We start from the raw sequence: 25,478 nt of genomic DNA on the forward strand, positions 1-25,478 counted from the left end.
GTGCTCGCTCCGGCCGACGGCTGCCCGTAAGCGATGGATGGAGCCGGGAGATGCAGGGTTAATCCGAACGTTGCGCGGCCGGTGGCAAGGTAAGTCCGGACGTGGCAAGGTTCGCCCGGACAGGACAAAAACCCCGGCGACTGGCCGGGGTTGCCCGTGTATCGGGTGACGATACCTAATGACTGTGTACGACCCCGAGTTTCGCCGACTCGGGCACTGGCCTCAGATGCCTTGATTCGAATCGGAGCTTGACTCCTGACCGCAGGCTGTGCGAATGGGGCGAGGGTCTGGCGGGTGGCGGTCGACGGGGACCGAGTGAATGTCTGAGTCGATACTGGACCTGGAGTCCTCTGCTAAGGCCGTGCATCTCGGTCTCTCTCGGCCGCCACCCGTCAGTCGCTTTTTTGGCCAGGATCGTGGCGTGAGCCAGCCGCAGGAGAGACCGCTCCTATCTACCCGGGCGCTCGAGCCCTTGCGCAGAACGCGGACCTGCGGCGGGCTGGGGCCACGAACTGCTGATCGGATGTCGAGCCGTCGAGCTCTCTCATTAGGGCGTGGCGTGCCCCTGCGGCAGGCCATCGTCAATTGGCCGGAGGTCGCCTGGGCCGCGTTGAGCCGATTGCGGCGTCAGCTGCGTCAGGCGCCGCTGGATGAACGGCTGCGCGCGCTGGTCAACCGCGCCGAGGACGCTGTCTGCGGCCTGCCTGCTCCGCCCGATACGCACGCACACAGCCTGGTGGTCTGCCCCTGGTTCCGGGCGGGCGGCAGCGTGATCCGCACCGTCACGTTCACGGCCCGGTTCGACACGGCGGTCGAGATCACCCTCGACGATCTGCGTATCGAGCTCATCTACCCGCAAGACGACACAGCCGAGCAGTTCTTCCGCGCCGCTTACCAGAATCCCGGCAGCGCGCACGACACCGGTCCACTCGACGAGCCCCTGACCCACGCCTGATCTCCGCGGTGCCGATCCGCCTTGTGGTCGCGGTCCCGGCCGTGATCTCAACCGCGTGCCCCAGCTCACATCGGATGACGACGGTTCACGGTCGCGGTGTGCGGCCGCCGTGGTGGAGGAAGTCTCGCTCGGCGCCAGGGGGTGCCAGGGCGGCGGCGCGCTGGTAGGCGGCGGCTGCTTCGCTGTAGCGGTTCAGGCGCCGTAGCAGGTCGGCTCGGGCGGCGTGGAAGGGGTAGTACTGGCCCAGCTCCGCTTCCAGCCGGTCGATGAGGGCCAGGGCGGTGGCGGGGCCGTGCGCCTCGCCGATCGCGATGGCGCGGTTGAGCGCGACGACCGGGGTGGGGGTCAGGGCGTACAGGTGGTCGTAGAGGGCGACGATCTGGCTCCAGTCGGTGTCGGCGGCGGCCGCGGCGTCGGCGTGGACCGCGTTGATGGCGGCTTGTAGCTGGTAGGGGCCGGGACGGTCGCGAGCCAGGCAGCGGCGCACGATCGCATGCCCCTCCTCGATCAGGCCACGGTCCCAGCGGTCGCGGTCCTGTTCACCGAGCACGGCCAGGCTGCCGTCGGGCCGGGTCCGTGCGGCCCGGCGGGACTCGATGAGCAGCAGCAAGGCCAGCAGGCCGGACACCTCGGGCTCGTCGGGCATGAGCGCGGCCAGCAGGCGGGCCAGCCGGATCGCCTCGCCGCACAGACCTGGCTCTTCGGGGCCGGAATGGCCGGTGGTGTAGATGAGATAGATGACGGCCAGCACCGGGGGCAGGCGGTCGGGCAGTTCGTGAACGGCGGGGGTCCGGTACGGGATGCGGGCGGCTTTGATCTTGCGTTTGGCGCGGACCAGGCGTTGCGCCATGGCCGGTTCTGCCACCAGGAAGGAGCGGGCGACCTGCTCGGTGGACAGGCCGCCGAGCAGCCGCAGGGTGAGCGCGACCTGAGTCTCGGCCGCCAGGGCGGGGTGACAGCAGGTGAAGATCAGTTTGAGCCGGTCGTCGGACATGTCCCCTCCTTCCTGGGGCGGGCCGTCGCCGGCCAGGAGCGCGGCCTCGCCCAGCAGGTACCGTTCGCGGGTCCGGCGGCGCAACCGGTCGATGGCGCGGTTGCGGGCGGTGGTGGTGATCCAGCCGCCCGGATTGGGCGGCAGCCCGTCGGTCGGCCACTTGTCCAGCGCCAGCGCGTACGCCTCCTGCACCGCGTCCTCGGCGACGTCGATGTCGCCGAACAGGCCGATCAGCATGGCCAGCGACCGGCCGTACTCCTGGCGGAAAATCCGGCCGATCGCGTCCCGGCTTTCCTCGATCATTCTTCGGACGTGGCGGCGAACGGGCGCACCTCGATCGGCGTGTCGATGGCCGCAGTGACCTTGGCGGCCAGGGCAAGCGCGGCGTCCAGATCGTCGGCCCGGATGACGTAGAAGCCGCCGAGATGGTCCTTGGACTCGGTGAAGGGGCCGTCGGTGGTCACCGTCTGCCTGCCGGCGGTGCGTACGACGGTGGCGGTGTCGGCCTCGTGCAGGCGGCCGGAGAAGACCCACATCCCGGACTCCTTCATCTCCTCCTCGACGGTGCTTAGCAGCTGGTGGGAACGCCGCATCTCCTCCTCGGTCATCGGCTCGCGGGCCTGACCCTCGACGCTGTGAACGGACAGCATGTAGTGCGGCATGGCGGTGCTCCTCTCGCAGGGGCGGATCCTTCCCGCCCGGTCACCTGACTACGAACAGGCCTCGCCCGGATCGACACCTGCGCTGGAAAATTTAGTCTCCTCGCCCGGCCGGGACGCAGGCGTTGGCGCGGGCTTCCGCGAGGAGGTCGCGCCAGAGTTGCTCGCCGGGATCAGGCAGGGCGACCCACTCGCGGAAGACCTTGCCGGCCGGGGCGAAGGGGCGGCCGATGCCGTCCTCGACGAGCTGGGCGACGCGCCGGCGCGGCAGCTTGACGATCAGCGCCTGGCTCCGGCGGTCGAGGGAGGCGAAGAAACGGCCGTCATAGCGCAGGCAGGGCAGTCCCATCATGGTCGAGCGGGTGATCGCGGGTTCGGTGAGCATCGGCTCGGCCAGGTCCCAGAACAGCTCTTCAGGCGACATCTCATCCTCCTCAGGTGGCGACGTCCTGTCAGATCCGCGGCGGAGAAAGAACTCATCGACCTCATCGATTCGTGTCGTACCCGGTCGCTAGGCTCGCTGTCGTGAGCACGATCGAAGACACCGATGCCGAGCAGGCCCGCTTGCTGGCCGCCGCACAGGGCGGCGATCGCGCCGCCTTCGACGCCCTGCTCGCCCCGCATCGGCGAGCTGTTCACCTGCACTGTTATCGCATGCTGGGCTCGATCGACCAGGCCGAGGACGCGGTGCAGGAGGCGCTGCTGCGGGCCTGGCGAGGGCTGGGCGGCTACGAAGGCCGGGCGCCGTTGCATCACTGGCTGCACAAGATCGCGACCATGGCCTGCCTGAGGGCCGTCGAGCGGCGCGAGCGGCTGCCCGCCGTCCATGCCGAGATCGCGCACCTGCAGCCCTACCCCGACGCGCTGCTCGACGAGCTCGACCCCGCCCTGGTCGTCGAGCGGCGCGAGGAGGTGGCGCTGGCCTTCATCGCCGCGCTGCAGCTGCTGCCGCCCACCCAGCGGGCCGTGGTCATCCTGCGCGAGGTGCTGTCCTGGAGCGCCGCCGAGGTCGCCGCCCTGCTCGACCTCAGCGTGCCGGCCGTCAACAGCTCGTTGCAGCGCGGCCGGGCGGCCCTTCGCGCCCACACTGCCAGGCCGCAACGTCCGCTGGTCTACTACGAACAGGAGTTGCTACAGCGGTTCGTACAGTCCTGGCAGCGGCGCGACCTCGACGCCCTGGCCGCCCTGCTGCGCGAGGACGTCATCCTGCGGATGCCGCCGGAACAGGTGGAGATCATCGGCCGGACGGCGGTGACGCAGTTCTTCGCCACACGGCCGGCCGGCGGACGGCTGGACCTCATCAAGCTGGTCGAGACCGCGGCGAACGGCCAGCCCGCGCTGGCCGCCTACCTGCCCGACAGCACCAACACCTGCCGCGGCTACGGAATCATGGTGCTGTCCCCGACCCCGCAGGGCGTGGCGGAGATCATCGGGTTCCCCGATCCCGAGCTGTTCCGCTGGTTCGACCTGCGGCAGGAGGCAGGAGCGGGATAAGACCGCACGATCGGTCCACGCCAGATCGTGGGCCGGGTCGAACAGGTACTTGGCCACCTCAGCCCGACGAGCTCCCTCGCACCGCCACCCGCGGGCTCACCTCGGCTGGCATTCATTCCTTGTGTCCTTGCGATGACTTCGGGCGGCAGCCGGGATCTGTCAGGGCGAACGGTCGCGCCGCGACCCCCCACAAGGAAGAAGCCCCATGGATCCTCGCACCGTCGTCGAGCCCTACTACCACGCCTGGCAATATCGAGCCGGCGACATGAGTCAGGTTCCGTTCGCTGACGACTTCATCTTCACCGGACCCGTCGCCAGCTTCACCAACAGCGCCGGCTACCGCGCCATGGCCCGCCAGGCAGGCGCCGCGGTACGCGACTTCCGGATACGGCACCAGTTCACCGACGGCGACCTGGTCTGCTCGGTCATCGACTGGGAGATGGACCCGCTCCCCGCCACCCTGACCGCCACCGAACTGCTCCACGTCCGCGACGGAAAGATCGTCTCCGGCGAGCTGATCTACGACGCCGAAGACCTGCGCCGCGCGATGACCACCGCCCAGCAGCCGGGCATCACGGCCCTGCTGGAACGCAGCCACGCCCACGTCACCCAGGTGCTGGGCCAGATCAGCGCACAGGACTGGGCGGCGGCCAGCACGTGCGAGAAATGGACCGTCCGCCAGACCGCCAACCACCTGGCCGGCGCCCTGCTGCTGCTCGCCCGCATCGCCGAAGACGACCAGGTAGAACCGGCCGAGCTCGACGCCCAGCGCCAAGCCGACACCGACCACCTCGGCACCGACCCGGTAGCCGCCTTCGCCGCGATCGCCGACCGGTCGGTGGCGGCCTTCACCGCGCCCGGCACGCTGGAACGCCAGTACGCCTTCATGGGCGCCACCGTGCCCGGCGCCGTGTCGGCCTCGATCAGCCTGCACGAATCGCTGATCCACGGCTGGGACATCGCCACCGGCGCCCACCTGCCCTACCCCGCCGACGATGACATCGTGCAGGCGGTGTGGCGGTACGCCGAAACCGGCGTCAACGACACCCAGCGCCGCGCCGGACATTTCGCCGACGCGATCCCCGTGTTGCCCGCCTCTCCGCTGCTGGTCCGGCTGCTGGCCCACGTGGGACGGCACGCCCAGCTGTGAATCCGCGACAGCTGCCCGCCCCCCGGCGGGCAGCCCCGGCGGGAAGTACCTCAGAGTCCTCAAAGCCCCGGCAAGGGCAACAGCGAGAGCTGAGCAGACGGCTACGCCGGCCCCACTCCCCGCTTACCCGGCCGATACGCAACCCGACAGCGGGCGACACAGGCCAACCAGCCCGGCATGGGTTTCATCTAGTCTGAACGGACACTCCCGCGAACGGGCCTACGCGCGGGTCCATTCCTGGCCCTGCCAGGCCGGGTCCAGCGGGGTGGCCGATGTGGTTGGAGTAGTTCGACAGCGTCCTCATGCCGACGCCGAGGACGATGTCGAGCACGTGGCGGCGGGTGTAGCCAGCCGCGAGGAATGCCTCGATCTCGGCGTCGTCCACCCAGCCGCGCTGGGTGACCATCGCCTGGGTGAGGCGGCGGGCGGCTTCCAACGCCTCGTCCTGGGGTTCATCACCAACGTCTGCATCCTCTGGAATACCGTCTACACGGCTCGCGCGCTGGACGAAATCCGCGCCGCAGGAAAGAAGATAGCCGCCGACATCGCTCGGTTGTCCCCGCTGGGATTTGAGCATTTCAATTTCCTGGGCCGCTACAGCTTCGCTCTGCCGGAGATCATCCGGGACGGCGCCTTGCGCCCGCTGCGCACGCCCCCGCCAGGCCAGTAACCCCTTCTGGGCCGCACCCGCTTCACCTCGGCGTGGTGGGCTGCGCCTCGGCCGGCACGAGCATCCGGCGGACCTGCTCATGGGAGACCCCGGCGTGCTTGCCGATCCGGCGCAGCCCCCACCCCTCACCGCGGGCGTCCGCCATCGCCGCGGCCATCGCCTGTGAGGTGACGTCATCGAGCATCGCCCTGAGTTCCGCCAGCCGCGCCAGCCGTACCGCAGGCGCCAGATCGGCGATGTCGCTGCAGAACCGGGCAACGTCAGACCGCAGGAACGCCACACCCTCTGAGTCCGCCACGGCGCAAGACTGGCCTGGTCAGAGACAGTGTGTCAAATCGTGTGACGCTAACCCCGACTCGTCGTTCCACTAGTACTGGGAGGCCTAGATGGCGGACTGGTGGGGCTTTCGTGGCCAGTAGCGTGAACTTTTATGAACAATGCGAGCCTCTTGACCGAGGCTGCCGTACTGACCCAGGTCAATAAGTGGGTCGGCGTCATCATCGCGTTCGTCGCTGCGCTCATAGTCGCGCCCGACGGCACGCGTCTGCTTCTCAGCCGCTCGGCAACGTGGGTTCGCGCCCAGGTCGACCGCTTCCCGGAAACCCTCCGGGCAGAGTGTCCAGCTCGGTGTGGCCGGTGAAGGCAGCGCGGTCGGAAACATGACCGTCACTGTCTCTGGCCGCGCCTGGCGGCCGGACGACCCAGTTGACGACCGCATCGAGGTTTTGCGTACCTACATCGTCGACGTCGAGGGGCGTCTCAACCAGGCGAAGCAGGAGATCAGCCGGGCGGCGGGAGGTCGAGATGCGCCCAGCTGTGATGTCTTATGATCATGTGCCTTATGTGGAGTGCCCGCTTTGCGAGGGGTGACTGCTCGGCCTTGCCAGGGGTGAATGCTCTGGGCTGCGAGGGGCTGGTGGTGTGCTGACGGCCTCGCGTGGCGTATGTGACAGCAACCGTGACGGCCTCCTCCGGGTCTAGCACCGGCCGCACGAGGAGACGGCCGCCGCAGCGCTGGGTGACCTCGGCCATGCCCGCGCGTTCCAGTTCCCGGAGCCTGCGCCGACCGGTATCAGCCGAGGCGCCCAGCAGCCCGCCCAGGTGGCCGACGGAGGTCTCCAGCGGCTGCTGGACAGCCCCACCATGACTGGCCAGCACCAGCGCGTACAACCGCCACGCGGCCGGGGAGATACCCCGATCGGACATGCTGAGATTTGACAGCAGATCCAGCGTCCAGGCCGGCACCGCCACGTACGGCTCGCCGGTCTCACGGGGCAGCCGCAAAGCCGCATGCCGCACCGCGCGTTTGGCCCCAACGGGCTGGATCGGGCCGGCCAGGGCCCGCCCGTGCCCTCCGCGGCGCGCGCCGTCCAAGGTCTTCTCGCTCACGCCCAACGTCTCAGCCACCCAGCAGCGCCGCGCGTACGCCGGAGCTCGGCCACCACCCAGAGCGCGGGGCATCAACGTCTCGTATATCGCCCACGCGGCCACCGCCAGGGCGCCATGCGAAGGCGAGCGCAGCAGTGAACGAGGAACCTGCACATGTCCCCGTGGAAACGATCTGGAGGAAGGCGCGACCCCACCGCCGGTTGTGCCGGTCGACGCCTCTTCCTGACAAGCGGCGCCGGCCGCCGCCGTCACTTGGCCCCACCCGCGCAAGAGGCGGCCACGGACGGCGAGATCATTCCGCGCATATTCCGCGAGCGGCGGCACTCGCGGGCCGCGACTGGCACACCGTGGCACACGCCGAGCGTCGGCGGGCAGGCGTTACCGCAGGTCAGGCCCGGGTTTTCTCTGGCCAGGCAAGCGCGCCCTGCAGGATTCGAACCTGCGACCGTCGGATTAGAAGTCCGGTGCTCTATCCAGCTGAGCTAAGGGCGCTCCCGCCTTATTGTGCATGATCCGGCGACTTGTCACGCACTCGTTTTCCCTGTGTCAGCCCTCCGGCCTCCGTGACGCCGCCCGCGAGCAGCGCTCGCCAGGCCCCGATCCCCCCGTCCAGCGGGCCTCGTCGCCATGGCGGCGGGTGGAAATCTCGGGGCGGTGGTGGGGTGGGAAGGTCTAAGCTGTCGTGGCATGGTCGCGACGCTCCTGCATGAGATTCCCCTGGAGGGCGGGGATGTGACTGACGGGGTGGTGCGGGTCGGGGACACCGTGCGGAGACCGGTCAGTGCGTCCACGCCCGCCGTGCATGCCCTGCTCAGGCATCTTGAGGTCATGGGGTTCGCGGGCGCGCCGCGGGTGCTGGGGGTTGATGGGCTCGGGCGCGAGGTGCTGACCTATCTGCCGGGGGTCAGCGGGGTACGGCTGGAAAGTGTGACGGATGAGGCGCTCGAGGGCTTAGCGCGGTTGTTGCGGGACTATCACGATGCGACCGCCGGGTTTCCGCTGACCTTGGACGGGTGGGAAGGCGGGTCGAATGATGACAGGGCGCCGGACGTCCTTGGGCATTGTGACTTAACGCCGGATAACGTGATCTTTCGGGCGGGGCGGCCCTACGCGATGATCGACTTTGATCTGGCTCGGCCCACTACTCGGCTTTTCGACGTCGTGACCACGCTGAGGCACTGGGCGCCCATCGCCGATCCGGTCGACCGGCCGCCGCTGCTGCGCAATCTCGACGTGGGCGCCCGCCTGCGGCTCTTCTGCGACGCGTACGGCGTCCCGCCACGCGATCGGCGGCGGCTGCTCGAGCTGGCGAGGCTGCGCTTCCAACGTTCCTACACGGTCATGCGAGGGCGCGCGGCGGCCGGTGGCAACTGGGCGAAGATGTGGGCGGGGGGCGCGGGTGAGCGCATCCGGCGGGCGGCGGCCTGGCTGGATGTGCACGAAGATGAGCTTCATGCCCATTTGGTATGACCCCCTCGGCCTCGCTCTCGGCGTGGCGCTCGATCGGCTGGTAGGAGATCCGCGTAGTGCCGCCCACCCGGTCGCGGTGTTCGGGCGGGCGGCGGCGGGGCTGGAGCAATCCCTGTACGGGGACACGAAGGCGCATGGCGTGTTGCATGTGGCCATCTGCGTGGCGGGTGCGGCCGGGCTCGGGCTCGCCGTCCAGCGCATGCCCGGACGCGGGACGCGTACGGTCGCGACGGCCCTCGCCACCTGGGCCGTCCTCGGAGGCACCACGCTCGCCCGCGAAGGCGTCTTCATGGCCGACGCGCTCGAACGCGACGACCTGGAGCGGGCCAGGCGCAGGCTGCCGCATCTGTGCGGGCGGGACCCATCCGCGCTGGAGGCGGCGGAGCTGGCGCGGGCCACGGTGGAGTCGCTGGCCGAGAACACCTCCGACGCCGTCGTGGCGCCGTTGTTCTGGGGTGCGGTGGCGGGGGTGCCGGGGTTGCTGGCGTACCGGGCGATCAACACCTTGGACGCGATGATCGGGCACCGGTCACCGCGTTACCAGCGGTTCGGGTGGGCGGCGGCTCGGCTGGACGACGTGGCGAACTATGTCCCGGCGCGGGTGACGGGGCTGCTCACGGTCCTGGCCGGGCCGGATCGGCGGCAGGCCCTCGCCGTGCTGCGGCGGGACGGGCACCGGCATCCCAGCCCGAACGCCGGCCGGTGCGAGGCCGCGTTCGCCGGCGCGCTCGGCGTCACCCTGGGCGGCGCCAATGTCTACGAGGGGCGGACCGAGCACCGTCCCACCATGGGTGACGGCCCCAAGCCGGGCGTCGGGGACATTCGCCGCGCCGTACGTCTGACGCGGGTGGTGAGCCTGGCCGCGGCCGGCGCCGCCGTGGCCGCTTCGTTCCTGATCAACCGAGCGGCGGCGGGCCGCCGACAGAGAATCCGGTAATCGGTCAGAGTGATGGTCATCAGTCAAACGCTGTTTTCACATGACCTGGTTCAGGTTGAGCACGAGCCAGATCACGAATATCGAGATCAGCGTTATTCCGACCATCGCCTTGGCGGCGTTGTTCGCGACCTCCTTCCTGGCCGTGACCTGCTTGGCGCTCTGCTTCCACACCTGACGCATGAGGATCATGTTCTGGAAGCGGCGGCCCAGGGAGAATACGGCCAGGCCGAGGAGGATGAATAAGAAGACACGACCGTCAGGTCCCACGGAGAGCCCCCTGTGGCCTTGAAGAGGTTTAATGCCCCCGAAACATTTGAGAACACAGGATACTCGGACGACCGCGACTTGTAATTAGATTATCGGGTCGAAGTCGACGACGATCGGCGCATGATCGGACGGTCCCCTTCCCTTGCGGGCCTCACGATCGACGTACGCCGACCGCACCCGTCCCGCCACCTCCGCACTGGCGTACACGAGGTCGATCCGCATCCCCTTGTTCTGGTGGAACATCCCGGCCCGGTAGTCCCAGTACGTGAACGGATGCGGCCCCTTCATCGGCGTCGGCACCACGTCGTGCAGGCCGAGCGCGCGCAGCGCGGCCAGGGCCGCGCGCTCGGCGGGGGTCACGTGGGTGGCGCCGACGAACAGCGCGGGATCCCACACGTCGGCGTCCGTGGGCGCCACGTTGAAGTCGCCGCACGCCACCAACGGCATGTCCATCTCCGCGGCGAGCGCCTCCCGCAGCGCGGCGAACCAGTCGAGCTTGTAGAGGTAGTGGGGAGAGTCGACGGTACGGCCGTTCGGCGCGTACAGCGACCACACCCGCATGCCGGCGCAGGTCGCGCCGATCGCGCGGGCCTCGGGGCGGGCCGCGCCCACGCCGTCCATCTCGGCGAAGCCCGGCTCGCCGGGGAAGCTCAGCGTCACCTCGTCCAGGCCGACCTTGGAGAGCAGCGCGACGCCGTTCCACCGCCCGTCGCCGTGTGCCGCGGCGGCGTATCCGAGCGCGCCCACCTCAGCGACGGGGAACGCCTCGGCCGGGCACTTGGTCTCCTGCAGGCAGACGATGTCGGGCTTGGTCGCGGCCAGCCAGTCGAGCAGCCGGGGCAGGCGTGCCTTGACGGAGTTCACGTTCCAGGTAGCCAGGCGCATGCTTCTTAGCGTCTACGATTCTCTGTGTTTGCCTATGGATTTCTGGCAATCAGGGCGGGCGTGGCGCGTGGCGGGCCATCTGCGTACGCTCCGAGGGAAAGTACGGGGGTGGCTGCGACGCGGTGGAAGCCAGTCCGGTGGTGAGGATCGCGTACAGGCCCTGTACGTCCCGCCGGTGAGCGGGGCGCCTGGGGTGCCTGGCCCGCCGGACGCTGTCCCGTCCCGTGCGAGCCGGGAACGGGGGCGGGCACTGTGCGCCGGTCTGGCACACGGCTGGACGTTTTGCGAGAAGTCGTGGCAGGGCGGCTGGCCTGCCGTCGTCTGGGGGTCGGTCGGTCCTTGTTACGGGACCGGGCCTGCGGGCGCGGGTGCGCATCGGTGCGGGTGCGCCGGGCCCGCCGCGCCGCCCGGGTGGGCCTTTTCCTACGGAGAGCCCGGGCCACGTTGCCCTCCACGATCTTGTGGATGGAGCGGACGCCAGTGACCGGGTCGGTGCAGGTGTGCAGCTGGGCGAGCAGGCCGCGGGCGGCGATCCGCTCGGCCGCCGCGTGATCCCGGTCGCACGACAACCCACACGCCGGGCAGTAGGCCCACTTCCAGCCGCACTCGCCCAGCCGATCCGGCGCCGGAACATGCCGCAGCACGCTGCCCCCTTCGCCGCAGCGCGGGCAGTAGCGCGAGGTGCCTCGAGCAGGCACAGTAACCACCGCGATGCCGTCCCTGGCGGCCAGATGCCGGATCGCCTCGACTACCGCGCCGCGCATCTGCCCCGACAACGCGGCGTTGCCAGATCGGACCCCACGCGCCTCCAGAGTGGCCAGATCCTCCAGGTAGATCACCGTGGCGCCGAGCGCGAGGGCCTGATCTACCGCCCACCGGGCCGCCGACCAGGCCAGCGCCTTGTTCAGATTTCGGATCCGGGCGCACACCCGCTCATGCTCGACTGGCGCGGCACCACCGGCGCCACCGGCCGGTGACCCTCGACGATGCGCTGGTGCAGGTCACGCAGGCGCGGCCCGGGGTGGACGCCGAGCTCGCTCGCCAGTATCCGCTGCACAGCGTGGTACAGCTCCAGCGCCTCGGCCGGGCGGCCGTCGTGCCAGAGGGCGGTCATGGCGAGCGCGTGCGGGGTCTCCCTGAGCGGCTCCTCGTCTCTCAGCTCCTGCAGCAGGGCGGGCACCTCACGGTGGCGGCCCAGCTCGATCAGGGCGGCGGCGTGCTCCTCGACCAGGTCCCACCGCTCACGCAGCAGCGGGCCGCGGACGCGCCGCTCGACCCAGTCGCTGCCGACCCCTTGGAGCGGCTCCCCGCGCCACAGGCCCAGCGCCCGCGCCCAGTCCTCGGTGGCGTCCTCGAGCCGGCCCGCCGCCCGCCCCTGGGCGGCCAGGTGGCGGAAACGCCCGACGTCCACCTCGTCGGCGGGCGCGGCGAGCGAGTAGCCGGCGGCCGTGCCGGCGATGCGCCCGCCCAGTGTCTTGCGGAGCTGCGACACCTTGAGCTGGATGATCGTCTTGGCGGTCTTGGGCGGGTCGTCCTCCCACAGCGCCTCGATGAGCCGGTCCACCGGCACGTACACCCGTGATGCGCCGCGAGCAGCCCGAGCACGCATTGCTGCTGGGCCCCCTCGATCGGGATCTCGGCGCCGCCGACGCAGACCTCGACCGGCCCGAGCACGCGGATCTCCATCCCGCCCGAGCATAATGCGTCAAACCGCCTTCATCAGCGCGGCGGACACCTCCTCCAGCAGCCCGCCGACGCCCTGGTCCATGGCCGCCTTGGCGTGGCGGACCGCGTCCAGGGCGTTGCCCGCGGCGCTGGGCGAGTCCTCGACGACCATCCGCAGCTCCACCTCCAGCGGGGAGCCGCCGAATCCTTCGCCGTTCAGCCGGATGTAGGCGACCTTGCGGTCCTCCATGAACGGCACGTACTGCGCGCCGACGTGCGCGGACGCGCCCGCGCCCGCGACCTTGGTGGTCTTCTTGCTCGCCATCCGCTCGGCGTCCTGCAGGTTGACGAAGTCCATGTTGCCGCCGCCGAGCAATTGGTAGCCGCCGTCGAGGTGCACGCCGCTCTCGGTCAGCGCGTCCACCAGTGCCCGGTGCAGCAGTGTGGCGCCGAACGAGCTCTTCAGGTCGTCGCCGAGCAGCGGCAGCCGGGCTTCGGCGAACCGGCGCCGCCACTCCGGGGAGCGGGCGAGCACCGCGGGCATGCAGTTGACGAACCCGCAGCCGGCGTCCAGAGCGGCCTGCGCGTACAGCTCGGTAGCCCGTTGCGCGCCGGACGGCAGGAAATTGAGCACGACGTGCGTGCCCGTAGCTGCCAGGTGCGCGGCGACGTCCTCCGGAGCCGCGCCGCCGCGCGGGTCCACGAGATCGGCCGAGCCGGGGCCGACGCCGTCGGCCAGGATCCCGTCCACGACGGGCACCCCGAGATGGGGCACCGCGGCGAAGGCGCGGGCGTTGTTGGGTGCCGTCCAGATGGCCTCCGACAGGTCACGTCCCAGCTTGGCGGCGTTGACGTCGAAGGCGGCGGTGAAGCGCACCTGGGAGACGGCGTAGCCGGCGCACACCGGGTGCCGCAGTCCGGGCGCTTCCCCATCCCGGTAGTGCTCGACGCCCTGCACCAGCGACGACACGCAGTTGCCCACGCCGATCACGGCCACGTTCACGGTAGTCATGACCGGATTAGATCAGCCCCGCACGGCGGGCCAGCGCGGCAGCCTCAACGCGGGAGGTCGCGCCCAGCTTGGCGAGGATGTTCGAGACGTGCACGCCCGAGGTCCTGGCCGAGATGAACAGCCGCTCGGCGATCTGGCGGTTGCTCAGCCCCTCGGCGACCAGGGCGAGCACCTCCAGCTCCCTGGCCGACAGGTGGAGGTCGCCGGAGATACCGACCCGGAGCGTGGCCGCCGCCGCCTCGACCTCCCGCCGCAGCGGCTCGGCGGCCAGGCTCGCGGCGATCGCCGCCGCCTCGCGCAGCAGGTCGCGTGCGCCCGCCCGATCCTGCTCGGCCGCCCTGACAAGGGCCTGCCCCAACGCGTGCGGCTGCCCGACCGCCCGCCAGCACGCCACGGCCGCCGCCCACGACCCGCCCCGCTCGGCCTCGAACGTGGCGCGGTACGCCTCCTGCACCGGCCCTGTCGTGGCGATGCCCACGGGCGCCTCCCGCACGCGGCCGACGCGGGCCGCGAGGGCCAGCAACGGCCAGGCGTAACGACGGCTCTGCCGGAGATCGTGCTCGGCCAGCACATGGTCGACCACCTGCCCGGCCCGCCGCAGGTCCGACCGGGCCACCGCGAGCCGGCACTCCAGCAGGTCGGGCTCCAGACAGGAGTCGTAGCCCCGCGACCGCCCGCGCATCAACGGCCTGGCCAGGCGGACGACCTCGTCGGCCTCGGCCCATGCCCCTTCCCAGACGGCGACCGTCCCGAGCACCATGAGGATCCAGGCCCGGTGGATCGGCGCCGGGTCCAGGGCGAGCGCCGCCCGGATGACCTCGCGGGCCTCCTGCCAGCGGCCGAGCGAGACGAGCGGCTCGGCGAGGTTCGCGGCCAGGTGGGCGCCCCTGGTGCGGGCCATGCCCAGCCGTCTGGCCCTGGACATGCCCTCGTGGGCCACGGACTCTGCCCTGGTGTGCTCGCCCGCGGCCTCCAGCACGTCGGCCTCACTGGCGTAGGACATGAGCAGGCTGTCGTCGTCGGGTGCGGTGGACCGGAACTCGGCGTACAGGCTCGACGCCGTGCCGAGGTCGCCGTCGAGCGCGGTGAGCGCGGCCAGCGTGACCATCGCCCGGGTGTCGCCGAGCGCGAGCGCCTTCTCGGCGTGGGCGCGGGCCTCGACGTCCTGCCCGTTCCAGGCGAGGACGGTGGCGAGGGAGCCGATCAGCCTGGCCTCGCCCGGCGCCAGGCGCACGGCCTCGCGCAGGTCGTCGAGGCCCTCCTCACCGAGCAGGTCGCGAACGGCGACGCGCAGCTCCAGCAGGTGCGCGGCCCGCAGCGGGTCGTCCACCTCCTCCAGCGCCCGGGTTGCCAGCTCCTCGGCCCGCTCGGCGTCGCCCTCGCACAAGGCGTCCCGCGCCGCCTGCTCCAGCACCCACGCGTGATCCCGCCCCTGGCCGTACGCGTCGTCCCACAGCTCGAGCACGCGTTCCCAGCGGCCGGCCCGCCAGGCGGCGTCGAAGGCGCGCCGCCGGTCCCCTGCCAGGTACCAGTGGTCGGCGGCCAGCTCCGGCCACGCCCCGGCGCAGCGGGCGTGCAGGCGTCTCCGCTCCCCCGGCAGCAGGTCGTCGTAGACGGCGTCGCGGATCAGTGCGTGTCTGAAGGTGTAACCGTCCCCGTCCACGAGCAGCAGGCGCGCGTGGACGATCGGCCGCAACGCGTCGTCTAGCGCCAGGTCGTCCAGCCCGGCGACAGCCGCCAGCACCTCGTGCGGGGTCCTGCGCCCGGCCACGGCGGCGATCCGGAGCACGTCGAGACTGGCCGGGCCGAGCCGGTCGGCGCCGGCGAGCAGCAGCTCCCGCAGCGAGGCCGGGGTGGCGGCCGCGGCGCCGACGTCGGCCAGCGCCTCGACGAACAGCGGGTTGCCCTCGCTCCGCGCCACGATCGCATCCAGCTCCGCGCCGCTCCACACAGCCCGCCCTGCGGCGACACCCCGCTCCCCGCCGTCGCAGCCGAGCATGCGGGCCACCTCTTCACGCCCGAGCGGCGGCACCCTGATCACCTCCGCGACCGGCAGCCGCAGCGGCTCACGGGAGGTCGCGATCACCAGCACGCCCGGACGCATCAGGTTGCGCAGAAGGAAGACGAGCAGGTCACGGCTGGCCTGGTCGGCCCAGTGCAGGTCCTCCAGCAGGAGCACCACAGGACGCCGCTCGGCGGCCCGCTCGACCAGCAGGAGCACCTCCTCGAACAAGCGCGCCCGCCCGAGTCCCGGCAGCTCGGTCACCTCTCCCAGCTCGGGCAGCAGGCGCGCCAGCCCGACGCGCCCGCCGCCCGGCACGAGGCCGGCCCCGTGCTCCCTGACCAGCCGCCGCAGCACGGGCACGAACGGCGCGTACGCCGTCCCGCCCGGATCGGCCCCGCCCTCGGCGACGAGCGCGTCGATCCCGTCGGCGAACTCGCGGACCAGGCGCGACTTGCCGATGCCCGCCTCACCGACGACCAGCACGGCGGCCGGTGTGGCGGCCTGCGCCGCGGCGAGCCGCCGCAGCTCCGCCTGACGTCCGACGAACACATCACTCATTATGAAGAGGCGGCTAAGCATCTTGCCCGATGTGTCGTAGCACCGGCTCAGGCACCGTCGTGGGCATGATGACCCGCTCGATGAACCTGATGATGGCCGCCTCAATAGCCGGTCTGCTCGGCTTCTACCTGCTGTTCGCCACCGTTCCCCTGTACGCCGCGACGGGCGGCGCCGGCGAGCTCGGCGCGGGGATGACCACGGCCGCCATGATGCTGGCCACGGTCCTGGCCGAGCTGGCCGTCCCGTGGCTGCTGGCCAGGTACGGCTACCGCGCCGTGATGGGCCTGGGCCTCGCGCTGCTCGGCGGCCCAGCCCTGCTGCTGCCGCTGTCGGCGGCACTGCCGCTGGTCCTGGCCGTCTCGCTGGTGCGCGGGGCGGGCCTCGGCATCATCGTGGTCGCGGGCACGGCGCTCACCGCGGAACTCGTGCCCGCGGAGCGGCGCGGCGAGGGCCTCGGCGTGTACGGCGTGGCGGTCGGCATCCCGTCGATCGTCGGCCTGCCCCTCGGCCTGTGGGCCGGCGACGCGCTCGGCTTCACGCCCGTCCTGGTCGCGGCCGGGCTGGTGTCCTTGGCCGGTCTCGTGACCGTGCGCGGGCTGCCGGCCACCAGGCCCGCACGCGTCACCGTCCGGCACTCGGGGCAGGCACGCGGGCTGGCCGGGCCCGCGCTGGTCTTCGCGGCGGTGACCACCGCGACGGGCGTCATGGTGACGTTCCTGCCGCTGGCGGGCTCGCCCGAGCTGGCCTCGGCCGCGCTGCTCACCCAGTCCCTGGCGACGCCGGTGGCCCGCTGGCTGGCCGGCAGGTTCGGCGACCGGCACGGCTCGGCCCGCCTGCTGATGCCGGGACTGCTCGCCGCCGTCGCGGGGATCGCGCTGCAGACCCAGGTCGACGGCCCGGTCGCGGTGGTGGCCGGGATGGCGGTGTTCGGCGCCGGGTTCGGGGTGCTGCAGAACGCGACGCTGGCGGTGATGTTCGAGCGCGGCGACCCCTCCCGCGTCAGCGCCCTGTGGAACCTGGCCTACGACGCGGGGATGGGCGCGGGGGCGATGGGGTTCGGGCTGGTGCTCGGCCACACCGGATACCCGCTCGGCTTCGCGCTGGTGGCCGTGCTGATGGCGGTCACGCTGCCGCTGACCGCGGTCAGGCCGGTGCGCGTTCCACTCCCACGGTGATCTCGTTGCCGAGCCGGCGCCCGGTGAGCAGGCCGAGGTCGTCGCCGCTCCAGAACCTGCCGGGGTCGTACCAGTTGGGGCGGCGGCCGGTCGGCAGCAGCCCCATCTCCTCGTAGGTCACCGCGACGACCTCGGCGCAGTAGGCGCTCTCCAGCGCCACCTCCTTGCGGGTCCGGCGCGGGATGCGGCCTTTGAACCAGCGGGCGGCCAGGCGGGCGGTGGAGGGGAACGGGGTGCCGTCGAGACGGGCGACGGTACGCAGGGCCGCGTCCTCCATCTCCGGCGTGGCCTCCGGCTCCAGCTGGCGCAGCCAGGCCCGCTGACTGTATTTGTTGGCCCACACCGTGACCGCGTCACGCAGGTCGTGCAGCTGCACCCCGCGATGGTGGGTGCCGGCCCACAGGTCGGGCAGCGACCTTCCGAGCTCGGCGTGCCACATCATGGGCGGCAGGTCCTCGATCACGATGGCCATGCCGACGTGGTTGACCGGGCTGTTGGTCATGGTCTGGATCGCGCGGTCGGGCACCGAGCGCCCGCGGAAGACCCACAGGTCGCCGGTCCTCGTCACCTTGACGGCCTCGTCGAGAGTCAACACACCGCTAGCCTAGGCACATGCGGTGGTGGAAGATGCTCGGTCTGGCCGGAATCATGGGTGTGGCGGCCACGGGAGTGGTGATCGCGCGGGCCGAACGCCGTCGCCGCGCCTACACACCCGAGGAGATCAAGACACGCCTGCGCGAGCGGGTCCAACCTCAGCCGGACGGGCGTAGCTCGTAGACGAACACGACGTCGGAGTAGGCCGGGTTGTCCACGTAGCCCTGGATGCTCCCCTGGTAGGCGCGCTGGTAGTTGACCACCCACGGCAGCGCGGCGGCCGCCCGCTGGTCCAGCACCCGCTTGGTGGCCTGCTCGTACGCCCGCTGCGCCGCCTGCTTGTCGGTCACGGTCAGCTCGGGCACCGTGTCGAGCAGCGCGTCCAGGTCCGCGTCCTTGAGGTAGGTCAGGTTGAAGACGGGCGGCTCCGCGCTGTGGAAGACGTTGCCGAAGTAGGAGTAGCCGTCGGCGTAGTCGGGCCACCAGTACATGACGAAGATGTCCTGGCCCTTTTTCCTGCCCTGCTCCCACTGGGCGGTCCAGGGCATCGCCGAGGTCTCGACCCTGACGTTGAGCGGCTTCAGCGTGGCCTCCAGCCGCGTGGCGAGCAGGCGCCAGTCGGTGTCGCCCTCCCCGTACGTCAGGCGCAGCCGCAGCGGCCGGCCTGCCGGGCCGTAGCCCGCCCGGCGCAGCAGCCGCTGCGTGGCGGCCAGGTCCTGCCGGGGCACGCGACCGGGGACGTGGCCCATCAGGCCCTCGGGGATGATGCCGCTGGCCGGTGAGCCGGCGCCCTTCAGGTTCTTGATGAGGCCCTGGTAGTCGATGGCCTTCTGCACGGCGCGGCGTACCCGCACGTCTTTCATGGGGCCGCTCGCGGTGTTGAACAACAGCATCGCCGTCTGGAACGACGGCCGCTCCGACGTGCGCACGCCGGGCGTGACCTTCGCCCTGGCGAACAGCCGCGGGTTGAGCCGCTCGACGAAACTCACCTCACCGCGCAGCAACATGCGCCACGCCCGGTCGGCGTCCGGCACGACCCGGTACTGCACCGTGTTGTAGTGCGGACTGTCCCAGCCGCCCCAGTATTTGTCGTACGCCTTGAGCGTGAGCTCCTCTTCCTTGCCCTTCTGCCACTTGGCCACCGTGTACGGCCCGGAGCCCGCGTCCCTGCCCTCGTTGAACCACCTCGTGAGGTCGGGCGCCGCCTTGGTGTCGTAGATGTAGGCCGCGTACCCGGCGGAGGCCACCAGGTCGAGGGGCACGGGATACTTCAGCGCGAACGTCACCGTCGCCGGGTCCTCGACCCGGATGGAGGAGACGGCGTCCCAGATGTAGAACGCGCCGGTCCTGGAGGCCATGGTGCGCTCGATCGACGCCTTGACCGCGGCCGCGTCCAGCGGCCGGCCGGTGTGGAAGGTCACGCCGGGACGCAGGTTGAACGTCCAGGTGCGGCCGTCGGCGGAGGCGCGCCACGACGTGGCAAGGCGGGGGATGGCCTTCTTGGTGACCGGGTTCCAGAGCGTGAGCGTCTCGTAGAGATTCTGGAAGGCGATGATCTCGTTGGAGTAGGACCGGCTGGGGTCCCACTCCGTGATCACGTCGAGGTTCTGCACGTGGATGAACGGCGCCTCGCCGGCCGGGACCCGCGCTGGTTCGGGGGGTGGCGAGCAGGCAGCGAGGAGCGCCAGCGCGGCGGCCGCTGCGAGACGACGGCGCAACGCATCTCCCTCTGTCAGCGATGTATCCCGGGAAACCTACTCCAAGATCGTGGAGGCCGGGGGTGTGTGTCCAAAAGTCCCGAAAAATTGGGCATTCTGGTGATCGGATTGCTATCCTCACCCTGTCCCGTCCGGGGTTGCCAGCAGGGGACCGACCGGAGTGAGGTGCCATGCGTCGTAGCCGAACGATCCGCATGAAGATCATCGGCCTACTGCTGGTGCCGCTGACCTCCATGGTGGTGTTGTGGGGGGTCATCACCGCCGTCACCGCTACCGAGGGTTTGGAGCTGCGCGAATATAAGACACTCTGGACGAATCTGCGCCTTCCCGCGTACAAACTGACCACCGAGATCCAGCGTGAGCGTCTCGTCTCAGCCCAGTTCCTGCGGCGAACGGGCGGCACGTCGGCCGTCACGGCGCAGCGCACCCGCACCGACACCGCCAGAGACACGTTCAGGCAACTCTCCAGCACATCCAAAGACCGATCGGAAGAGATCCGCACACAGGTGGACGCGGTGTACACGCAACTCGACAGGCTCGACGCGATCAGAGGAGAGATCGACACGGGCCTGTCCGACCGTCTGCGCACCGTGGAGGCCTACAACGGGATCATCGACACGCTCTTCGGCCTGCACCGGCGGGTCGCGCTCATCGACGACATCCCGATCTACGAGCAGTCCCGCGTGCTCATCGACCTGAGCTACGCCAAGGAGCTGCTGACCAGGGAGCAGGCCATCGCGCTGGGGCCGGTCACGGGCGCGGAGCGCAGGCTGTTCACCGAGATCGCCGGCAACCGGCGTTTCCTCATCGACCAGTCGCTCGCCGAGCTCGATCCGGCCCTGCGCGACGCGAACGCCGCCCTGCTCGCCTCCCCCGCCTACCAGCGGATGCGGATGATGGAAGAGCAGATCATCGCCGGCCGCACGCCCAAGGACTGGCTCGGCGCGACGGAGGGGCTGGCCAAGTCGTTCAGCGAGGCGCAGATGCTGGCCAGCCAGGTGCTGAACGCGCGGGCCGAGCCGGTGGCCGACGAGGTGATCAACAGGGCGTTCTTGCTGGCCGGCACGTGCTTGGCGCTGATCGTGTTGTCGATCGCGTTCTCGCTGCGGATGGGGAACCGGCTGTCGCGGGAGCTGGGCTCGCTCCGGCTGGCCGCGCTGGAGGTGGCCCAGGAACGGCTGCCGCACGTGGTCGCCAAGCTGCGCAAGGGCGAGAAGGTCGACCTGCCGGAGCTGTCGGTGGCGAGCACGACGGCCGAGATCGACGACGTGGGCCAGGCCTTCTCCACCGTCCAGCAGACCGCCGTGGAGGCCGCGGTCGGCCAGGCGCAGCTCAGCGAGGGCGTCGGCCATGTGTTCCGCAACCTGGCCAGGCGCAGCCAGACGCTGCTGCACCGCCAGCGCATCCAGCTGGAGGACATGCAGCACCGGGCCACCGACCCGGACGCCCTCGAGGACCTGTTCAAGCTCGACCACCTCACCACCCGCATGCGCCGCCACGCCGAGGGCCTGATCATCCTGTCCGGCGCCACCCCGGGCCGAGGCTGGAGCCGGCCGGTGCCGCTGCTGGACGTGGCTCGCGGCGCGGCCGCCGAGGTGGAGGACTACCAGCGGGTCACCGTCGAGCCGATGCCGGCCAACCGCCTGGCCGGGCCGGTCGTCGGAGACGTGATCCACCTGATCGCCGAGCTCATCGAGAACGCCACCGTCTACTCCCCCGCGCACACCTCGGTCATCGTGCGCGGCGAGACGGCGGCCCGCGGCTTCGTCTTCGAGGTCGAGGACCGCGGGCTCGGGATGAGCGTAGAGGAGCTGGCCGAACTCAACGAGCGGCTGGCCAGCCCACCGGAGTTCGACCTGGCCGACAGCGACCGGCTCGGCCTTTTCGTCGTCTCCCGCCTGGCCGCCAGGCACGACATCCGCGTGACATTGCGCGGTTCACCATATGGAGGGACCACCGCCATCGTGTTGATCCCGGAAGAGCACGTGGCTGAGCCGGAAGAGCCCGTGCGGCAGGAGCCCGTACGCCCCATGCGGGTGGTGCGAAGTGAGTGACGAGCGCTGGCTGGACGAGGACGCCGGTCCGATCGTCCCCGCCTACCTGCTGACCAGGGGCCGTACCGTGCCCGCGAGCGAGGCCATCGACCTCATCGCGGTGATCATCACGGCCGGCGGCCTGACGCCGCCCGCCGGTCTCGGCCCCGAGCATCTCATCATCTTGCAGAAGTGCACCAAGCCCACCAGGCTGGTGGACGTGGCCGCCGAGCTCAACCTGCCCGTCGGCGTGGTCCGCGTGCTGGTGGGCGACCTGCACGCGCGCCAGCTCGTGCAGGTCGAGCACCCGCCTCCCGCGCCGGACGCGAAGGTGCTGCTCGAGGTGATCAGCGGACTGAAGGCGTTGTGATGCGACCGGGCCGCTAGGTGACGTCCCCGGCGAGGTGGCAGGCGGCCTGACGGCCGCCGCCCACGTCCCTGAGCGGCGGCGCCTGCTCGCACTCCGGCACGGCGATCGGGCAGCGCAGCCGGTACGCGCAGCCCGTCGCCGCCGGCACGGCCTCCGTCCGCCCCTTGGCCTCGGGCGGGGCGCCTCCCAGCTTGGGCACCGCGTCACGCAGGGCCTTGGTGTACGGGTGGGCGGGCGCGGCCAGGAGCTCTCTCGTGGGCCCGGACTCGACGACGCGGCCCGCGAACAGCACGTGGGAGGTGCGGCACAGCCGCTCCACGACCGCGAGGTTGTGGGTGATGAGCAGGCGCTCGGTGTCCAGGCCCGCCAGCAGGTCGAGGATCCTGGCCTGGACCGTCACGTCGAGTGCGCTGGTGGGCTCGTCCAGGATGAGCAGGCGGGGGCCGACGGCCAGGGCCCTGGCGATCACGACGCGCTGGCGCTGGCCACCGGAAAGCTGGTGCGGCCGCCGGGCGGCCAGGGTCGCGTCCAGGCCGACCTGTTCGAGCAACTGCCCTACTCTGGCTCGCTCTCCTCTGGGGAGTGCCTCGGCTATGGAGGAGCCGATACGCATCCGGGGGTCGAGGGCCTCGGCCTGGAAGACGGGCTGGACGTCCCTGCGGAACGCCCGCATGTCCGCATTTTTCAGGGTCTGGTCGCCGTACCAGATGGCCCCGGACATAGGGGCGAGGAGGCCCAGGAACGCCCGCGCCAGCGTGGTCTTGCCGGAGCCGCTCTCCCCGATCAGGCCGACTCCGCCCTCCGTGACGTCCAGGCTCACGTCGTGCACGACCGCGCGCTTGCCGTACCCGAGCGTCACCCGCTCGGCCCTCAGCATGGTCACGGCAGCGCCTCCAGCAACTCGCGCGTGTACGGATGGGACGGCGCGGCGAGCACGTCCGCCGCCGGCCCCGACTCGACCACCGCGCCGTCCTTCATGACGAGCACCCGGTCGGCGATCGTGGACACCAGGGCCAGATCGTGGGAGACGAGCAGCAGCGCCAGGCCCCGCTCGGCCCGTAGCCTGCGCAGCACGCCCACCACCTCGGCCTGCACGGTCACGTCGAGGGCGCTCGTGGGCTCGTCGGCGAGGATCACCTCGGCGCCCAGGGCGATGGCCAGCGCGATGGCGAAGCGCTGGGCCTGGCCGCCGGAGACCTCGTGCGGGTAGCGGCGCAGGAGGTCCGGGTCGAGCAGCACGGACTCCATGGCCTCCGCCATGACCTGCTCCGTGGCGTCCCTGCCGTGGAGCCTGAGCGTGCGGCGCATGAGGACGCCGAGCCGGGTGGCGGGGCTCAGCGCGGCCTGTGGCGACTGCATCACCAGGGCGGCTTTGGCCCCGCGGATCTCGCGGAGGCGGCGGGGCGGGGCGGTCAGCACGTCGACCCCGCAGACCATGACATGTCCCGAAATTTCAGCATCCGAGGTGAGGCCCAGGAGGGACAGGAGGGTGGTCGACTTGCCGGATCCGCTCTCCCCCACGATCGCCACGCACTCGCCCTCCCCCACGTCCAGCTCGGGAACGTCGGCGACGACTCGTCCCCCGTAACTGACGCGAAGGTCGCGTACCTCGATCACTTGACCGCCCTTCGCGGGTCGAGGGCGTTCCTGAGCCCCTCGCCGAGCACGTTGAACGCGAACGCCGTCACCAGGATCGCCAGCCCGGGGAAGGTCACGACCCACCACTTCGTGGTGAAGAGCGACTGGCCCTGCTGCACCATCAGCCCCCACTCGGCCGTCGGCTCCTGCGCACCCAGCCCCAGGTACGACAGCGCCGCCGAGGTCAGGATCACCCCGCCCGCGTCCAGCGAGACCTGGACCAGGACGGGGGTGAGCGAGTTCGGCACCACGTGCCTGAGGATGATCAGCGGCGCCGGCACGCCGAGGCACCGGGCGGCGTCCACGTAGCTCCGCGTGGCGACCGACGCGGCCACCGAGGCGGACAACCGTGTGTACCAGGGCCACCAGGTCACGGCGATGGCCAGCACGACGGTGTTAACGCTGGGCTGCAGCACGACCGCCAGGGTCAGGGAGAGCAGCAAGGCGGGGAAGGCCAGGAACACGTCCGTGACCCGCATGATCACGTCCCTGATCCAGCCGCCCGCGTACCCGGCCACCACGCCGAGCGTCACCCCGGCCACCGCCGAGACGGCCAGCACGGCGACGGCGATGAACAACGATGTGCGTCCGCCGTACAGGACCCGGGTGAGCACGTCCCGTCCGACGTTGTCGGTGCCGAACCAGTGCGCGCCGCTCGGCGGCTGCGTCAATTCCAGCGGGTTCGGCTCGTCCGGGTACGGCGCGAGCCACGGCGCCAGGATCGACGCCAGCACGACGACCACGATGAGCGCCGCTCCGAAGGCCGCGAACCGGTGAGGGATCCTGGGAAGCGTGCGCCGCAGCGGCGCCTCCGTGGCGGTCATCGTGCCCTCACCCGTGGATCGACGAGACCCTGCAGCAGATCCACGATCAGGTTGGCCAGGGTGTAGACGAGGGCGACCAGGAGGGTGACGCCGGCGATGGCAGGGGTGTCCAGCGACTTGATCGACTCGGCGGCGTACCGGCCCAGCCCCGGCCAGTTGAAGACGGCCTCGACCAGGAAGCCGTTCACGATCGAGTAGGCGAACACCAGGGCGATGAGCGACAGGACCGGGCTCAGCGCCGGTCTCAGGGCGAACTTGGTCAGGATCGACGTCTCGCCGAAGCCGAGCGCGCGCTCCAGCCTGGCGTGGTCCTGCCCGGACTCCTCGATGAGGGCCGCCCTGGCCATCTGTGCTATCACGCCCGTCGGATAGGCGGCCACGACGAGGGCGGGCAGCACCAGGTGTTCGAGGGTGCTCGTGAAGATCGGCCAGTTGCCGGTGATGAGGGCGTCGACGATGGTGATGTTCGTCCAGAGGGTGAGGGGGCTGGTGGTGTCGAGGGAGGAGTCGTACTCGCCGGCGATGGGGAACCAGCCCAGGTGACTTGCGAACACCAGCTGCATGGTCAGGGCCAGCCAGAAGACCGGCACGGAGACCGCGAGCATGCTGGTGAACCGCACCCCGAAGTCCGGAAAGCTCATCTTGTAGCGGGCGGCCAGCACCCCGAGCGGGAGGCCCACGACGACCGCGACCACCAGCGCCGCCCCGACGAGCTCCAGGGAGGCCGGGAAAGCGAGATACAGGTCGTCGCGCACGGGCTGCCGGGTCCGCAGGCTGGTCCCCCAGTCGCCGGTGAACAGATCACGCACGTAGTTCACGAACTGCAGCGGGATCGGGTCGTCGAGCCCGAACCGCTCCCGCGCCGCGGCGAGCTGCTCGGGCGTGGCCTTCGGCCCGGCGAACGCGACCGCGGGATCGCCGGGCACCAGCCGCATGACGGCGAACGTGAGCATGACCACGCCGGCCACGACCAGGAGGGCCTGGCCGAGCCGGCGGGCCAGATAGCGCGCCATGAG

27 protein-coding genes and 1 tRNA gene are annotated in these 25,478 nt (G+C 70.9%); 10 read left to right on the forward strand and 18 right to left on the reverse strand.

Annotation, left to right across the window (positions count from 1 at the left end; translation table 11 throughout):
- Positions 1-559: 559 nt before the first annotated feature.
- The gene (locus EDD27_RS32505; protein ID WP_127935781.1) at positions 560-955 is read left to right on the forward strand and encodes an MmyB family transcriptional regulator; all 396 of its coding nucleotides are present in this window, start codon (positions 560-562) and stop codon (positions 953-955) included.
- An 85-nt stretch (positions 956-1,040) separates the two neighbouring features.
- Here EDD27_RS32505 and EDD27_RS32510 read toward each other — a convergent pair whose 3' ends face one another.
- The 3 genes from EDD27_RS32510 to EDD27_RS32520 all read right to left on the reverse strand — a co-directional run bounded on the left by EDD27_RS32510 (position 1,041) and on the right by EDD27_RS32520 (position 3,032).
- Positions 1,041-2,252, reverse strand: a complete 1,212-nt coding sequence (locus tag EDD27_RS32510) for an RNA polymerase sigma factor (RefSeq protein ID WP_127935782.1) — start codon at positions 2,250-2,252, stop codon at positions 1,041-1,043.
- Positions 2,249-2,611, reverse strand: a complete 363-nt coding sequence (locus EDD27_RS32515) for a YciI family protein (protein WP_127935783.1) — start codon at positions 2,609-2,611, stop codon at positions 2,249-2,251. The genes EDD27_RS32510 and EDD27_RS32515 overlap by 4 nt, the downstream gene beginning before the upstream one ends.
- 91 nt (positions 2,612-2,702) lie before the next feature.
- Positions 2,703-3,032: a hypothetical protein gene (locus EDD27_RS32520; protein WP_127935784.1), complete on the reverse strand. Its 330-nt coding sequence runs from the start codon at positions 3,030-3,032 to the stop codon at positions 2,703-2,705.
- Positions 3,033-3,133: 101 nt separating this feature from the next.
- Between EDD27_RS32520 and EDD27_RS32525 the strand changes: the two genes are divergently transcribed.
- The 3 genes from EDD27_RS32525 to EDD27_RS32535 all read left to right on the forward strand — a co-directional run bounded on the left by EDD27_RS32525 (position 3,134) and on the right by EDD27_RS32535 (position 5,922).
- Complete coding sequence (locus EDD27_RS32525) at positions 3,134-4,102, forward strand: RNA polymerase subunit sigma-70 (RefSeq protein WP_164903883.1); 969 nt, start codon at positions 3,134-3,136, stop codon at positions 4,100-4,102.
- 205 nt (positions 4,103-4,307) lie between these two features.
- Entirely contained in the window at positions 4,308-5,252 is a 945-nt protein-coding gene (locus EDD27_RS32530; RefSeq protein ID WP_127935786.1) for a TIGR03086 family metal-binding protein, read from the forward strand.
- 265 nt (positions 5,253-5,517) lie between these two features.
- Positions 5,518-5,922, forward strand: a complete 405-nt coding sequence (locus tag EDD27_RS32535) for a Tn3 family transposase (protein ID WP_127935787.1) — start codon at positions 5,518-5,520, stop codon at positions 5,920-5,922.
- A 22-nt stretch (positions 5,923-5,944) separates the two neighbouring features.
- Here the strand turns inward: EDD27_RS32535 and EDD27_RS32540 are convergent, their stop codons facing one another.
- The 3 genes from EDD27_RS32540 to EDD27_RS32550 form a co-directional block, all read right to left on the reverse strand.
- Positions 5,945-6,220, reverse strand: coding sequence for a hypothetical protein (locus EDD27_RS32540; protein ID WP_127935788.1), 276 nt, complete (start codon positions 6,218-6,220; stop codon positions 5,945-5,947).
- 482 nt (positions 6,221-6,702) lie between these two features.
- The gene (locus EDD27_RS32545; protein ID WP_127935789.1) at positions 6,703-7,329 is read right to left on the reverse strand and encodes a hypothetical protein; all 627 of its coding nucleotides are present in this window, start codon (positions 7,327-7,329) and stop codon (positions 6,703-6,705) included.
- A gap of 400 nt (positions 7,330-7,729) precedes the next feature.
- Positions 7,730-7,803 (reverse strand) — tRNA-Arg (locus EDD27_RS32550).
- A gap of 195 nt (positions 7,804-7,998) precedes the next feature.
- On the opposite strand from EDD27_RS32550, the gene EDD27_RS32555 reads away from it, so the two are divergent.
- The gene (locus EDD27_RS32555) at positions 7,999-8,781 is read left to right on the forward strand and encodes a phosphotransferase (RefSeq protein WP_127935790.1); all 783 of its coding nucleotides are present in this window, start codon (positions 7,999-8,001) and stop codon (positions 8,779-8,781) included.
- Positions 8,765-9,718 carry a cobalamin biosynthesis protein gene (locus EDD27_RS32560; protein WP_127935791.1) on the forward strand — a complete coding sequence of 318 codons (954 nt, stop codon included), beginning with the start codon at positions 8,765-8,767 and terminating at the stop codon, positions 9,716-9,718. The genes EDD27_RS32555 and EDD27_RS32560 overlap by 17 nt, the downstream gene beginning before the upstream one ends.
- 36 nt (positions 9,719-9,754) lie before the next feature.
- On the opposite strand, the gene EDD27_RS32565 is transcribed toward EDD27_RS32560, so the two are convergent.
- From EDD27_RS32565 to EDD27_RS32590, 6 genes are all read right to left on the reverse strand, one after another.
- Positions 9,755-9,985, reverse strand: coding sequence for a hypothetical protein (locus tag EDD27_RS32565; protein ID WP_127935792.1), 231 nt, complete (start codon positions 9,983-9,985; stop codon positions 9,755-9,757).
- Positions 9,986-10,069: 84 nt separating this feature from the next.
- Positions 10,070-10,870 carry an exodeoxyribonuclease III gene (locus EDD27_RS32570; RefSeq protein ID WP_127935793.1) on the reverse strand — a complete coding sequence of 267 codons (801 nt, stop codon included), beginning with the start codon at positions 10,868-10,870 and terminating at the stop codon, positions 10,070-10,072.
- A gap of 32 nt (positions 10,871-10,902) precedes the next feature.
- Entirely contained in the window at positions 10,903-11,634 is a 732-nt protein-coding gene (locus EDD27_RS32575) for a zinc ribbon domain-containing protein (protein ID WP_241564869.1), read from the reverse strand.
- Positions 11,635-11,774: 140 nt separating this feature from the next.
- Positions 11,775-12,479 (reverse strand): AfsR/SARP family transcriptional regulator, encoded by a 705-nt coding sequence (locus EDD27_RS32580; protein WP_164903884.1) that lies wholly within the window; start codon positions 12,477-12,479, stop codon positions 11,775-11,777.
- A 96-nt stretch (positions 12,480-12,575) separates the two neighbouring features.
- The gene (locus tag EDD27_RS32585) at positions 12,576-13,547 is read right to left on the reverse strand and encodes an inositol-3-phosphate synthase (protein ID WP_127935796.1); all 972 of its coding nucleotides are present in this window, start codon (positions 13,545-13,547) and stop codon (positions 12,576-12,578) included.
- 7 nt (positions 13,548-13,554) lie between these two features.
- Entirely contained in the window at positions 13,555-16,101 is a 2,547-nt protein-coding gene (locus tag EDD27_RS32590) for an ATP-binding protein (RefSeq protein WP_164903885.1), read from the reverse strand.
- A 74-nt stretch (positions 16,102-16,175) separates the two neighbouring features.
- Here EDD27_RS32590 and EDD27_RS32595 point away from each other — a divergent pair, with 74 nt between their 5' ends.
- A complete protein-coding gene (locus tag EDD27_RS32595; RefSeq protein WP_206641764.1) occupies positions 16,176-17,285 on the forward strand; it encodes an MFS transporter in 1,110 nt (369 codons plus the stop codon).
- Here the strand turns inward: EDD27_RS32595 and EDD27_RS32600 are convergent.
- Positions 17,254-17,880 carry a hypothetical protein gene (locus EDD27_RS32600; protein WP_127935799.1) on the reverse strand — a complete coding sequence of 209 codons (627 nt, stop codon included), beginning with the start codon at positions 17,878-17,880 and terminating at the stop codon, positions 17,254-17,256. The genes EDD27_RS32595 and EDD27_RS32600 overlap by 32 nt on opposite strands.
- 17 nt (positions 17,881-17,897) lie before the next feature.
- On the opposite strand from EDD27_RS32600, the gene EDD27_RS54695 reads away from it, so the two are divergent.
- Positions 17,898-18,062, forward strand: a complete 165-nt coding sequence (locus EDD27_RS54695) for a hypothetical protein (protein ID WP_164903886.1) — start codon at positions 17,898-17,900, stop codon at positions 18,060-18,062.
- Here the strand turns inward: EDD27_RS54695 and EDD27_RS32605 are convergent.
- Positions 18,038-19,597 carry an ABC transporter substrate-binding protein gene (locus EDD27_RS32605; protein ID WP_127935800.1) on the reverse strand — a complete coding sequence of 520 codons (1,560 nt, stop codon included), beginning with the start codon at positions 19,595-19,597 and terminating at the stop codon, positions 18,038-18,040. The two genes, EDD27_RS54695 and EDD27_RS32605, sit on opposite strands and share 25 nt — an antisense overlap.
- 170 nt (positions 19,598-19,767) lie before the next feature.
- Between EDD27_RS32605 and EDD27_RS32610 the strand changes: the two genes are divergently transcribed.
- Complete coding sequence (locus EDD27_RS32610; protein ID WP_241564373.1) at positions 19,768-21,651, forward strand: sensor histidine kinase; 1,884 nt, start codon at positions 19,768-19,770, stop codon at positions 21,649-21,651.
- Positions 21,644-22,000 (forward strand): DUF742 domain-containing protein, encoded by a 357-nt coding sequence (locus EDD27_RS32615; RefSeq protein ID WP_127935801.1) that lies wholly within the window; start codon positions 21,644-21,646, stop codon positions 21,998-22,000. Before EDD27_RS32610 ends, EDD27_RS32615 begins: the two co-directional genes overlap by 8 nt.
- Before the next feature lie 13 nt (positions 22,001-22,013).
- On the opposite strand, the gene EDD27_RS32620 is transcribed toward EDD27_RS32615, so the two are convergent.
- The 4 genes from EDD27_RS32620 to EDD27_RS32635 are packed head-to-tail and all read right to left on the reverse strand — an operon-like array spanning position 22,014 to position 25,475.
- Positions 22,014-22,877 (reverse strand): ABC transporter ATP-binding protein, encoded by an 864-nt coding sequence (locus tag EDD27_RS32620; protein ID WP_241564870.1) that lies wholly within the window; start codon positions 22,875-22,877, stop codon positions 22,014-22,016.
- Between the two features lie 2 nt (positions 22,878-22,879).
- Positions 22,880-23,617, reverse strand: a complete 738-nt coding sequence (locus tag EDD27_RS32625; RefSeq protein ID WP_127935803.1) for an ATP-binding cassette domain-containing protein — start codon at positions 23,615-23,617, stop codon at positions 22,880-22,882.
- A complete protein-coding gene (locus EDD27_RS32630; RefSeq protein WP_241564374.1) occupies positions 23,614-24,462 on the reverse strand; it encodes an ABC transporter permease in 849 nt (282 codons plus the stop codon). The genes EDD27_RS32625 and EDD27_RS32630 overlap by 4 nt, the downstream gene beginning before the upstream one ends.
- Entirely contained in the window at positions 24,459-25,475 is a 1,017-nt protein-coding gene (locus EDD27_RS32635) for an ABC transporter permease (RefSeq protein ID WP_127935804.1), read from the reverse strand. The genes EDD27_RS32630 and EDD27_RS32635 overlap by 4 nt, the downstream gene beginning before the upstream one ends.
- Positions 25,476-25,478 lie beyond the last annotated feature (3 nt).

Origin of the sequence: Nonomuraea polychroma (assembly GCF_004011505.1) — a bacterium.
GTDB classification, from domain to species: Bacteria; Actinomycetota; Actinomycetes; order Streptosporangiales; family Streptosporangiaceae; genus Nonomuraea; species Nonomuraea polychroma.